The sequence below is a fragment of the Alteromonas sp. BL110 genome, assembly GCF_003443615.1.
Lineage (GTDB): Bacteria > Pseudomonadota > Gammaproteobacteria > Enterobacterales > Alteromonadaceae > Alteromonas.
On sequence record NZ_CP031967.1, the window covers coordinates 626,231 to 638,188 of the forward strand.

Here is an 11,958-nt window from a genome sequence, read left to right on the forward strand (position 1 = left end):
ATCTCACTACTCGTCTTGCATTAACCAGCCTTTTACTACCTGGGCTGATAATTCTGGTTCATTGGCCACTAGCGCGCGTACGGCTTTAAGTACATCTTCGTCTTTGTGTAGGTCAGGCAGCATAAGTGAGCCATCTGGCGCAAAGCCTACCTGTCCTTCGTCAAAGTCAGACGTTAACATGCTAATTGTGTCATCGCCTAAGTCTAAGCCTTCATCGGCATCAAATTCATCTGCCTCGTTAGACTCATCTGGGTTGATAAGACGACGCAACATAGGTCTAATCACAAAGATGATAAGTACTATTATAACCAAGCCACCAACAACTAGCTTAAGAATTGGCAGAAAACCCGGCTGTTCCCACAAAGGCGCATCTTCAATTTCACCTGCATCCATACGAGTAAAGGGTACGCTAACCACTTCTAGCGAGTCGCCGCGGGTTACGTCAAAGCCAATACCGCCCTGCAATAGTCTGCGAATATTAAGGATTTCTTCTTGTTTGCGTGGCGTTGGCGTCATAGCGCCATCTTCGCCAGCAACTTGGGTATAGTCCACTGCCACCGACACACTTAGTCTGCGGATTACACCTGTCTGCTTTTTGGTATGACTAATGGTGGTATCAAGCTCGTAATTGCGCGTTGATTCTTTTGCTGTGCGCCCAGGCATGGTTTGTTGGCTAGCGCCCACTGCATTTTCTGGGATATTAGAATCCAGCGGAGGCTGATTTGATAATGCGCCAGGAATACCGCCAACACCACCACCTACACTGTTCTCCTCTACAATCATTTCACTGCGAACCGCAGGTAAGTCTGGATTATAGCTGCGTTGGGTTTGCTCCATTGCAGTAAAGTCCATAGCAACGTCGGCTTGCGCCGTATAGTTGCCTATACCCAATACTGGAATCAGTATAGCGTCAATTTTTTCGAGATACTCTTGCTCGCGCTGACGTTCAATTTCGTATTCTTTTCTGGCACGAGCACTCATTGAATCTTGTGAGCCAGAATTTAGCAAACGACCGTTACTGTCTGTTACCGTTACTTTAGACGGCTCCATGTTTTGTACGGCGGAAGCCACGATATCAACAACCGCATCTACCTCTTCACCAGCGATGACAGCGCCGCGTTTAGCGGTTAATACGACCGTTGCGGAAGCTTTCTTTTCTCGACGGGCGAACACGTTTTCTTTTGGCATCGCCAGCAGCACTCGGGCTTTTTGAATACTCGCGATATCTTCAATAGTCGAGGCAATCTGCTGCTCGCGAGCGTGCTTAAGACGCTCCATCTCAACGCGCTGACTTACACCAAATCCCATGTCCTGCATGATAATATCGGTTCCAGCGTCTGAAGACTTTGTTAATCCCTGACGGGTCATGCCTAGGCGAATGTTTTGAAATTCATCGCTTCTTACATAAACTGTATTGCCCTCAAGCTTATAATCAATTTGACTGGCATCCATATAATCGAGGGTTTCGATAAGCTCTTGGGTTTCCATCTTAGCAAGGGGACGATAATCAGGCTCTTGTGACCAGATAAGAATGAAAATAGCAATAGCCACACAAATGACCAAAACGACCACAAGGGCCATTTGGCGCATCATATCAGCGCTACCCAACGTATCCATAAAACCAGATTTATTCTCTGGCTCATTGTCCGCTACTTGATTTTGATCGGGAACCGTAAGGTTTGTACCTGTTGCTTCAGCCATAACCTACTCCGCCTACACCGGCATATTCATTATTGTTTTATAGGCTTCAAGTACTTTGTTACGTACCTGAACAGTAGCTTCAAACGCAATACCTGCCTTTTCTTTTGTCAACATAACTTGAGCTAAACTTAAGCTAGGATCGCCCAGTTCAAAGCGCTGCTGAGCATCTTTCGATTCAAGCTGCATACCGTTTACGCCATCTACCGCATTCTTAAGCATGACCGAGAAATCGCTTGCTGAGCTGTTTACTTCAGTAAGCGGTTGCTGCTGAGGCTCGTTAACTTGAAGACGAGTTTGCCCGATCATGTTTTGCATTTCTTGATACAAACTATTGGCTTTAACGTCCATACCCACTCCTAGCGTTTCTTAAAAACCGCCTGAACAACGGCGAATAACTAATTATAAGAATGATTTAGCAAGGGGCTTGCCAACTTTAAAAAGCACTACAAATCAACGAGATAAGAAGAAAATAAGAGGGTAAGCCAAATTTATGGCGTTTGATTTAATGTGAGCAACAAAAAACCGCCGCCTTCTTTACTACAGAGGCGACGGATAACAAGGATGAAACAAAAGATTTAGAAAGCGGTACTATGCAGGCACTTCAATGCCGTCTTCACGCATACGCGCGAGTTTATAACGAAGAGTTCGAGGGCTTATACCCAGCTTCTCTGCCACATCCTTGCGCTTACCATTACACGATACCAATGTATCAAGTATAATTTGGTGTTCCTGATAGCGAAGCTCTGAGCCCAATTTGTTATCTTCAACCTGCTCTTGTGCAACTTCAAGCGGGGCTGACATGTCTTCGTCAATCATTAAATCGCCGGCATCTATTTCATTGTTTTCACAAAGAATAAGCGCGCGCTGAACCACGTTCTCTAACTCTCGAACGTTTCCAGGCCAGCTGTATTGCGACAATTTATTGCGAGCAGCAGCACTTAGCCTAATGGTACCTAAGCCTTGTGAACTGGCGTGGCGATGAATAAGGTGTTCGGCAAGCGGAACGATATCACCCGGGCGTTCCGATAGAGGACGCCACTCGATAGGAAAAACATTTAAACGGTAGTAGAGATCTTCTCTGAACTCGCCTGCGTCTACTGCTTTTCTCAAATCCCGGTTACTCGTAGCAATAACACGCACATTAAGTTTAACGGTTTTTCGACCGCCAAGGCGTTCTACTTCACGCTCTTGCAGCACGCGCAGCAATTTAGCCTGCAGTGCCAAATCCATTTCAGTTATCTCATCAAGTAACAGGGTGCCGTCTTGGGCTTGTTCGAACTTACCTGGGCACGCCTGAATAGCACCGGTAAAAGCCCCTTTTTCGTAACCAAACAAAGTCGCTTCCAACATATTTTCTGGAATAGCAGCACAGTTGATGGCAACAAAAGGCGCATCGCTTCTCGGTGACTGGTCGTGAATATAGCGAGACAGCACTTCTTTACCTGACCCGCTTGGACCCATCACCATAACGGTAGCTTCAGACTTGGCGACTTTGCGCGAAAGCTCAAGTAGCTTCAAACTCGAAGGGTCGGCTACGATTGGCGTACGTGATTCAATTTTTTGTGCAGGCGCGTAGCGCCCCACTAAGTTAAGCAATACTTCTGGCGCAAAAGGCTTTGAGAGATAGTCCGTTGCGCCATCGCGCATCGCCTGAACCGCATCATCAATGGTGGCGTAGGCCGTCATTAACAGCACAGGCATATTAGGGCATTTAGCTTTGATGCTTTTTAGCAGCGTTAAACCACTCATTTCGCCCATTTGTATATCGCTAACCACTAGGTCTACATTCTGAGACGACAGCATCATTAACGCTTCTTCTGCACAATCAGCGGCAATCACGTTGTAGTTACCTAATAAAAGGGTGTCTAGGAGCGCCTCGCGTAAACCCGCGTCATCTTCAACAATTAATATGGTAGTTTTAGACATTATTCTCTCCTATGACTTACGCTACATGAGTCAATGTTTGTGAGGTTTTAGCATTCGCCGAGCACGATAATGACACGCTAAAGCATGCCCCGCCCTCGGGTACGTCAATTACATTAAGTGCGCCACTATGCGCACTTACCACCGACTTCACCACAGCAAGACCCAAACCGGTACCGTGAGTTTTCGTTGTAAAGAAGGGTTCAAAGATTTTGGTCTTTAATTGTTCTGGTACACCAGGACCTTTATCAATAACTGAAACATGTAAACGCTGATCGCTTACCGAAGCCTGAACATGTACACATTCACCTTTCGGGGTAACTTGGCTTGCATTGTGTATAAGGTTTAATAACGCACCCTGAAGAGCAGTTAAATTCCCAGTTATTGCTACGTTTTGATCGAAACCTGAAAACGTTAGCTTTTGCAGCGCTTGAGCTATCATGCTTTGTGCATTCCCCTCAATGGCCGCAAACAATTCAGCGAGGCTAATTTTGCTTACCACCTGCTCTTCGCCAGATTTAGCAAAAAGCAACATGTCATTGACCTGGCTTTCTAGCTCTTTAAGCCTGTCAGTTAGTTTGTTCGCAAATTGTGTTTGTGCTTCTTCCCCTAACCCTTTACGCGTTAAGTTCGACGCATAAAGCATAGCTGCAGAGAGTGGAGTTCTAATCTGGTGTGCTAGTGATGCCACCATTTTTCCAAGAGAAGACAACCGCTGCATGTGACTAACGCGCGCTTGCAGCTGGCGAGTTTCGGTTAAGTCTGTGATAACAATTAGCTGACCTGGCTCGTTGTCTAGTGGGGTTATTGAAAGCTTCACACGTCTACCATCAACGAGCGAGACTTCATGACCATCATCTGCGCGAGGCTTGAAAGAGCGAGTAATAATACTGCGCCACACTTCCTCTTCCAGCGGTTCACCTAATAATGCTTTTGCCTGCTCGTTGGCTTGGCGAACAATGCCCTTACCATCAATAACAATAACACCCGCTGGCATTACTTGAAGTAGATGTTCGAGTCGACTCGCCTGCAATCTCAGTGATTCAATATCATCATTTTGCGACGTTTGATAATCATCTTGAGATGCCGCCGAGCCGCCGTTAAGTGCATAGGCAGATGCGAAATACTCTGTAGCTTGTGGTGTGCTGTCGAAAGCCATATTATCCTCGTCAAATTGCAGACGCTGTTAAACTATGGCTTAGATAAAGCAGAAGATGTGCCAATTCATCATTGGCTTAATTATCAATTAGATAGATAGGAATTTAGAAGAAAAACGCAACGTCAATTACCTGACATTACGCTTCTTCAGTACGCTGAATATCGTATTTCCGCATTTTTTCAACAAGCGTGGTTCTGCGCATTCCAAGTTTGTCGGCGGCACGTGCTACTACCCAATCCTGGTGCTCCAGTGCCTGCCGAATTAGGTTTACTTCCAGCTCGGAAAGGTACTCTTTGAGGTTGACCCCTTCTTCAGGTAGCGAAGAAGACACCATACCATTTAGGCCATCATGACTCTGCTCATTAACATCTTCTTCTGGCTCTTGCGCAGCGGCTTCAGCAAATAGTTCGTTAAAGGCTTCACGCTCTAGCATTTCTTCTGGATAGTCTGGCTCGTAAGCCTGAACATCACCGTATTGATACTTTTCCGGTAAATCAGCAATATCAACAATCTGCCCTGGATAAAGGATAGTTAATCGTTCAACTAAATTTGAGAGTTCTCGAACGTTCCCTGCCCACTCATGCTCCATTAACGACGCAATGGCTTGCTCGGTAAAACGCACGCTTTCAACGCCATCTCCTTGAATTCGGCTATTCAATTCCTGAAGTAGTAAGGGAATATCGTCTTTTCTTTGTCTAAGCGCAGGGCTATCTATCGGGAAAACGTTAAGTCGGTAGTACAAGTCTTCTCGAAACTTGTCTTCACTGATCATGGTTTCTAAGTTACGGTGCGTTGCAGCAATAATGCGTACGTTACATTGAAGGGGCTTATTCCCACCTACGCGCTCGAAAGTACGCTCTTGTAACACGCGCAATAACTTCACCTGCATTTGAAGCGGCATATCACCGATTTCATCAAGGAACAATGTGCCGCCTTCGGCTAACTCAAAACGACCTTTTCGAGCACTAATAGCGCCGGTGAAAGCTCCCTTTTCGTGACCAAACAACTCGCTTTCTAGCAGCTCGCCGGGAATAGCGCCGCAGTTTACCGGAATGAATGGACCGTCTTTACGTTCAGATAAGAAGTGAACATTGCGCGCAACTACCTCTTTCCCCGTTCCAGACTCACCTAATATCAACACGGTGGCATCGGTAGGCGCGACTTGCTCAACTAAGCGCCGAACAATTTGAATCTGCTCACTTTTGCCAATCAGGCTTCTAAATAATCGAGTTTTTGTGCCTGCAGCACGAGATAAGCCAGGTTTGCGTCTTGAATACTCTTGGCAACGATGTATAGCCTGCGTTAGGACTGGATAAGTTAACGGTGTTGCAACAACACTAACCAGGTTACAACTCGCAGACGCCTGTGTATTGCTCTCAACTAAAGCGACAAACGGTATGTGTGGAAACTTTTCTACCAAATTACTTACAGCCGTGGGCGAGCGGTGCTCGATAAGCACCGCGTCTGCACCACTTTCATGGAGGTATCGTTCGCATTCACTGAAACCTCGTGACTGACACGACTCTCCCATGAAGGTAACGATAGTTTCCAAGTTTTGAATAAGTTCCTGATTATCACTAATCAGCAAAATGTTCTTCATCAATTCCCCGAGGACGCTTTGTTATTATTTACAGTTTAGCGCATTTCTAAATTGTAACGACAAAAGATCGGAGCGCAACCGCTGATTTGGGAAATATATCAATAAAAAAAGCAGGTTACCCTGCTTCTTTCGATTAAATTTAGCCTAACCTACATCATATAGCCTAGCTCAATAACGATAAAACTTGGCTTTGCTGCTGGTTCGCTTGCGCTTGAACAGTAAGAGCTGCTTGGCCTAATACATCGTTTGAAGCTTGCTGCGAAGTAGCTTGTGCAAAATCTAAGTCTTGAATACGGCTTCGCGCTTCTGCGGTATTTACATTAGCTTGAGTAAGTGAGCGCGCAGCACTTTCAAAGCGATTTTGTGTTGCGCCTAAATCGCCCCGTGCGCTGCCAAGAGTTTCTATAGCCGCATCTGCTGCACCTAGTGCATCTTCAATACTTGTGCCTGACGTAATATCAATAGATAAAACATCATTTAGCTGCGCCGCTACGTCTTGTGTATTTACACTAATCGATTGACCAGGACTAGAACCTGACTGAAATTCAAGTGAGCCATTTTCAGATAATAACGGCTTACCGGCAAAATTTGTTTGCTCGATAGTTTGCGAAATATTCTCTTGTAACTGGGTTATTTCAAATTGGATAGCGCGGCGGTCACCACTGCTGAGCACGCCATTACCAGACTGCAAAGTAAGCTCGCGAATACGGTTTACATCATCATTAATGCTGCCTAAACCACCTTCTGCAACCTGTGCAAGTGAAATTCCGTCATATACATTGTTTAACGATTGGCGGTTACCTTCAACTTCAGATGTTAATCGGTCGATGATTTGTTGGGCCGACGCATCATCTAGGGCATTATTTACCTTTTTTCCAGAAGCCAGCTTCTCAAACAAGTTGTCCTGCTTTTCTTGGATTTGACCAATTAGCGATGTTGAGCTGCTGTTATTAATTTGCATGGTAGCGCCCTCTCATTAACACTTCTTCCAAATATAGCATATCGCTGTATAACTTCTAATCAATACAACGTATAAAAGTTCATACCACCAAAAGTAAAACTATAAACGAGAGGCGCGTTTGATGCTGTGACTGCAGCACTTTTTAAATAAACATACTGGTACGTGGACACCTCTATTTTATATTTATTTTTGATGAATAATCGTTGTGGCCTAATGGTTTATGGCATTGTTGCCGACACATGATATATTTAAACGATAATCATAAAAATCGTGGGCGATCTATGTTTGACGGTAAGTCTATATTGATAACAGGTGGTACAGGTTCATTCGGTCATAAATACACCGAAAACTTGTTATCACGCTACAACCCCAAGCGCTTAATCATTTATTCGCGTGACGAACTCAAACAGTTCGAAATGCAGCAAAAGTTTAACGCTCCATGTATGCGCTACTTTATCGGCGATGTACGAGACAAAGACCGCCTTACCCGAGCAATGCAGGGTGTGGACTACGTTATTCATGCAGCGGCTATGAAACAAGTTCCTGCCGCTGAATATAACCCCACGGAATGTATCCGCACTAATATTGATGGTGCTGAGAATGTTATTAACGCAGCTATTGATAACTCGGTAAGCAAAGTCATCGCCTTGTCGACAGACAAAGCGGCTAACCCTGTAAACCTATACGGCGCTACTAAGCTTGCCTCCGACAAACTCTTTGTTGCGGCGAACAATATGGTGGGTTCAGGCAAACCTCGATTTTCAGTAGTGAGATATGGAAATGTAGTAGGCTCTCGAGGCTCGGTTGTACCTTTTTTCGAAAAGCTCATTGAAGAAGGTACAGACCATATCCCTGTTACACATAAAGATATGACCCGCTTTTGGATAACGCTTCAACAGGGCGTAGACTTTGTATTGAAGAATTTCGAGCGAATGCTGGGCGGCGAAATCTTCGTTCCTAAAATACCTTCAATTAGAATCACCGATTTGGCCGAAGCCATGGCACCAGGTGTGCCAATAAAAATAGTGGGTATTCGACCGGGTGAAAAGCTTCACGAAATGATGTGCCCTGGCGATATGGCTTTTCATACATTTGAGTATGATGACCACTTTGTAATAGCGCCGGCAATAAAGTTTTTTAATAGAAGTAACGACTTTAAAACTAACGCTCTTGGTGAAAAGGGAAATGCAGTAGTTGCTGGCTTTGAATACGTGTCAGACACAAACCCTCATTTTCTTACGGTAGATGAAATTATTTCTTGTAATAAGGATGCTGCTAAGTGATCCCTTACGGACGCCAGTCAATTGATGAAGATGACATTACCGTTGTTGTTGACACACTAAAATCAAGCTGGCTTACGCAAGGACCTGCTGTTCCCGCTTTTGAAAAGTCCTTGACTCAATTTTGCGGCGCCGAGCATGCGGTCGCGGTGAATAGCGCTACGTCAGCGCTGCACCTCGCTTGCCTCGCTCTTGGGGTACAGAAAAACGATATTGTATGGACAAGTCCTAACTCTTTCGTAGCTTCAGCGAACTGTGCTATTTATTGTGGTGCAACAGTCGACTTTGTTGATATAGAGTCTGACACTGGCAACATATCTGTTAACGCATTAGACGCTAAGTTAGCGCAGGCAAAAAAGCAAGGAACACTACCTAAAGCATTGATTCCCGTACATTTCGCAGGTCAGTCGTGCAATATGAAAGCGATTGCTACACTAGCTAAGAAATATAACTTTTATGTTATTGAAGATGCTTCACACGCGATTGGTGGGAAATATTGCGAACGCCCCGTGGGTAGCTGTCAGTATTCAGATATAACGGTTTTCAGTTTCCACCCCGTAAAGATAATTACGACGATGGAAGGGGGAGCGGCGTTAACGAACAACGATGAGTTAGCGCGGCAAATGCAATTGATGCGTAGCCATGGTGTTACCGCTAATCAAGAGGAAATGACTGAAGAACCTCACGGACCTTGGTATTACCAGCAAGTACAACTAGGGTTTAACTACCGCATGAACGATGTAGAAGCGGCCTTAGGCAAAAGTCAGCTAGTAAAGCTAGAGCAATTTGTTAAGCAAAGAAACGAACTTGCGTCTTTTTACAACGACGCATTCAAACGACAAGATAAAATTTCACCGCTTAAAGTTATGCCCGACTGCTACAGTAGCTATCATTTGTACGTTATAAGAGGCACAGGCTTAAGTTCAGATTCCCATAAAGCAGCAATTGAGACCCTAAGAGAAAAAGGAATTTTTGCTCACGTTCACTACATTCCCATTCACCTTCAGCCGTTTTATCAAACATTAGGCTTCAAAAAGGGTGATTACCCTCATGCAGAACAATACTACGAACGCGCGATTACGCTTCCGCTATACCCTTCACTTACCAAAGAAGAAGCGCAATATGTAGTTGATACGACAGTCGACATTGTTAATCGTCTATCGCGTTAACTTCCTCAGCTAAAATTGGGTCGCCAATATCGTAAGTTCTCGAAGCATTTCGACTTAGCAGTGCGTCTAAATATTGCGGCGCCAAGCCAAAGCCGGTTCTAAGCGACTTAACATTGTCATGAGTGAAGGGCTGACCTTTCTCAATAGGTACACTAGCGTAAAGCGAACGGCGTCTTAACTTATCTTTTTCACTGACCTCGTAGGTGACTTTACCTAAGGCAAGCTCTACCTGACGAACCCCCTCCACCATATCAGCAAATTCGTCTGGCTCCATCGAAAACGCGGAGTCTGGACCACCAAGCGCTCTGTCTAAGATAAAATGCTTTTCTATAACCCTTGCTCCCATTGCTGCCGCCGTTACGGGTACCACAGCGCCCATAGTATGGTCAGAAACACCTACTATGGTGTCGAATTTATCACGCATGTCTATCATGGTTTTAAGATTGGCATCAGCAAGAGTAGAGGGGTAATTTGACGTGCATTTTAAAAGTGTTACTTGAAAGTTTTTTTCTTGGTGACAGGTTTCTAACGCTAAGGAAATGTCAGTTTCTTGCGCTACCCCTGTTGAAATAATAATAGGTTTGCCCGTTTTCGCTACCGCCCTTATCAAAGGAATATCAGTAATTTCAAACGAAGCAATTTTGTAGAGGGGGACGTCAAGCTGCTCTAAAAGTGCTACACCATCTAAATCAAATGGGCTGGAAAAAAATACCAAACCCAACTCTTGAGCTACTTTTTGAAGCGGCTCATGCCACTCATAAGGCATAGATGCTTCTTTGTATAAATCCCATAAAGTACGGCCTTTCCATAGGCCGTCTTTGCGCTCTCCAAAAATGTCATTATCTATATTTATGGCCAGCGAATCAGCGGTGTAAGTTTGTACTTTAACCGCGTTAGCTCCTGCTTTCGCCATTGCTTTTATCGTATCGACCGCCAAATCAAAATCGTTATTGTGATTAGCGGACAGCTCGGCAATGATGAATACTTGTTCGGTAAACGGATACATCTATTAAGACTTATTAAAATATACAAGTACGTCGTCAATAGACTTTAACTTATCGAGGTCTTCGTCTGGCACAGTGACGCCAGTTTTGCCTTCAAGCTCTACAAACAGATTGAATAAATCTAAGCTATCTAAACCATACTCTGAAAACGCTTGTTCGCTACCTAAATTGCTCACATCTGCTGTTACACCAGAGTCAGTCATTGCTTGCTTTACGTCTACTTCAGTTAACATGTTCTTCATTCCTCTTTAATAAGCAGGTCGCCCACGAAAACCCTACACCGAATCCGCTTAATACGAGTCGCGTTGAGTTGTCGCTATTTAAATAGTTTTTCAATATGAGCGGGATGGATGAAGAAACAGTATTCCCCGTCTCTTCTAAGGCTTTTATAAACTTATCTTCACTTCCTTTAAAACGCCTTGCTATTGCGTCGACAATAGCCAAACTCCCTTGGTGCAAAATGAACGCATCCACACTGTCTTCGGACCAACCATTCTTTTCTAATAATGATTTTATAGCAGGAGCGACGTTCAACGAAGCAAAGTTAAAGACTTGCCTTCCATTCATATAAAGCTCGCCTTGCTCTACTTTTAAATGCTCAGCGCCTTTTCCATCGGTACCAAAGGTACAATCTGAAACTGAATATTGGGGATTTTCTCCCATCCATGTTGCAGAAGCGGCGTCGCCGAACAGCATAGAGGTTGTTCTATTAGGTGTGGTGATCACTTTTGAGTACGGATCGGCGGTAACCAATACGCCATTTTTCTTACCAGACGCAGCCAAGAAGCCTTGTAGAATTGATAAACCATAAACATACCCTGAGCACCCCAACGAAACGTCAAAGGCCGCAACGTGATTAGGCAATGCGAGCTTTTGATGCACTAGGGCTGCGCAGTGTGGCAAGCCATGACCGTCTGGGTTTTGGGTTACAACAATAAGTGCATCTATGTCTTCTTTAGCGAGGTCTGATTCATTAAGCAATGCTTCCACTGCCTTCACTGCCATATCAGAGGTATCATCACCCTGTTCTAATCTTGGCAAAAACCGAGCGCCGAGCTTGGTCTCAACAAATGATGCTGTTTCCTCGAAGGTTTCAGCTTGCTTGAAGTTATCTACACCGTCTTTAGGTATGTAGCTTGAAATAGCTTTAATGCCTATCAT

General features: G+C 44.6%; 11 protein-coding genes. 2 read left to right on the forward strand and 9 right to left on the reverse strand.

What is annotated here, in order from left to right:
- Positions 1 to 6: 6 nt before the first annotated feature.
- From fliF to D1814_RS02825, 6 genes are all read right to left on the reverse strand, one after another.
- The gene (gene fliF, locus D1814_RS02800) at positions 7 to 1,701 is read right to left on the reverse strand and encodes a flagellar basal-body MS-ring/collar protein FliF (RefSeq protein ID WP_118489998.1); all 1,695 of its coding nucleotides are present in this window, start codon (positions 1,699 to 1,701) and stop codon (positions 7 to 9) included.
- A 12-nt stretch (positions 1,702 to 1,713) separates the two neighbouring features.
- Positions 1,714 to 2,049, reverse strand: a complete 336-nt coding sequence (gene fliE / locus D1814_RS02805; protein ID WP_118489999.1) for a flagellar hook-basal body complex protein FliE — start codon at positions 2,047 to 2,049, stop codon at positions 1,714 to 1,716.
- A 240-nt stretch (positions 2,050 to 2,289) separates the two neighbouring features.
- Complete coding sequence (locus D1814_RS02810) at positions 2,290 to 3,627, reverse strand: sigma-54-dependent transcriptional regulator (protein ID WP_118490000.1); 1,338 nt, start codon at positions 3,625 to 3,627, stop codon at positions 2,290 to 2,292.
- A gap of 16 nt (positions 3,628 to 3,643) precedes the next feature.
- Positions 3,644 to 4,783, reverse strand: a complete 1,140-nt coding sequence (locus D1814_RS02815) for a sensor histidine kinase (RefSeq protein ID WP_118490001.1) — start codon at positions 4,781 to 4,783, stop codon at positions 3,644 to 3,646.
- Positions 4,784 to 4,919: 136 nt separating this feature from the next.
- Positions 4,920 to 6,383, reverse strand: a complete 1,464-nt coding sequence (locus D1814_RS02820; RefSeq protein ID WP_118490002.1) for a sigma-54 dependent transcriptional regulator — start codon at positions 6,381 to 6,383, stop codon at positions 4,920 to 4,922.
- Positions 6,384 to 6,546: 163 nt separating this feature from the next.
- On the reverse strand, positions 6,547 to 7,344 hold the full coding sequence (locus D1814_RS02825; RefSeq protein ID WP_118490003.1) for a flagellin: 798 nt from the start codon (positions 7,342 to 7,344) through the stop codon (positions 6,547 to 6,549).
- A 281-nt stretch (positions 7,345 to 7,625) separates the two neighbouring features.
- Here D1814_RS02825 and pseB point away from each other — a divergent pair, with 281 nt between their 5' ends.
- A complete protein-coding gene (gene pseB, locus D1814_RS02830) occupies positions 7,626 to 8,627 on the forward strand; it encodes a UDP-N-acetylglucosamine 4,6-dehydratase (inverting) (protein ID WP_118490004.1) in 1,002 nt (333 codons plus the stop codon).
- Complete coding sequence (pseC, locus tag D1814_RS02835; RefSeq protein ID WP_118490005.1) at positions 8,624 to 9,793, forward strand: UDP-4-amino-4,6-dideoxy-N-acetyl-beta-L-altrosamine transaminase; 1,170 nt, start codon at positions 8,624 to 8,626, stop codon at positions 9,791 to 9,793. The genes pseB and pseC overlap by 4 nt, the downstream gene beginning before the upstream one ends.
- Here the strand turns inward: pseC and pseI are convergent.
- The 3 genes from pseI to D1814_RS02850 are packed head-to-tail and all read right to left on the reverse strand — an operon-like array spanning position 9,774 to position 11,958.
- Positions 9,774 to 10,799, reverse strand: coding sequence for a pseudaminic acid synthase (gene pseI, locus D1814_RS02840; RefSeq protein WP_118490006.1), 1,026 nt, complete (start codon positions 10,797 to 10,799; stop codon positions 9,774 to 9,776). The two genes, pseC and pseI, sit on opposite strands and share 20 nt — an antisense overlap.
- 3 nt (positions 10,800 to 10,802) lie before the next feature.
- On the reverse strand, positions 10,803 to 11,030 hold the full coding sequence (locus tag D1814_RS02845; RefSeq protein ID WP_162889814.1) for an acyl carrier protein: 228 nt from the start codon (positions 11,028 to 11,030) through the stop codon (positions 10,803 to 10,805).
- Entirely contained in the window at positions 11,020 to 11,958 is a 939-nt protein-coding gene (locus tag D1814_RS02850; RefSeq protein ID WP_118490008.1) for a ketoacyl-ACP synthase III, read from the reverse strand. The genes D1814_RS02845 and D1814_RS02850 overlap by 11 nt, the downstream gene beginning before the upstream one ends.

Bases quoted from the DNA above. Each gene is read 5' to 3' on its own strand.
- D1814_RS02825 (WP_118490003.1), bottom strand. From the start codon at position 7,344: ATGCAAATTAATAACAGCAGCTCAACATCGCTAATTGGTCAAATCCAA.
- D1814_RS02850 (WP_118490008.1), bottom strand. From the start codon at position 11,958: ATGATAGGCATTAAAGCTATTTCAAGCTACATACCTAAAGACGGTGTA.
- D1814_RS02845 (WP_162889814.1), bottom strand. From the start codon at position 11,030: ATGTTAACTGAAGTAGACGTAAAGCAAGCAATGACTGACTCTGGTGTA.
- pseI (WP_118490006.1), bottom strand. From the start codon at position 10,799: ATGTATCCGTTTACCGAACAAGTATTCATCATTGCCGAGCTGTCCGCT.
- fliF (WP_118489998.1), bottom strand. From the start codon at position 1,701: ATGGCTGAAGCAACAGGTACAAACCTTACGGTTCCCGATCAAAATCAA.
- D1814_RS02815 (WP_118490001.1), bottom strand. From the start codon at position 4,783: ATGGCTTTCGACAGCACACCACAAGCTACAGAGTATTTCGCATCTGCC.
- pseB (WP_118490004.1), top strand. From the start codon at position 7,626: ATGTTTGACGGTAAGTCTATATTGATAACAGGTGGTACAGGTTCATTC.
- D1814_RS02810 (WP_118490000.1), bottom strand. From the start codon at position 3,627: ATGTCTAAAACTACCATATTAATTGTTGAAGATGACGCGGGTTTACGC.
- fliE (WP_118489999.1), bottom strand. From the start codon at position 2,049: ATGGACGTTAAAGCCAATAGTTTGTATCAAGAAATGCAAAACATGATC.
- D1814_RS02820 (WP_118490002.1), bottom strand. From the start codon at position 6,383: ATGAAGAACATTTTGCTGATTAGTGATAATCAGGAACTTATTCAAAAC.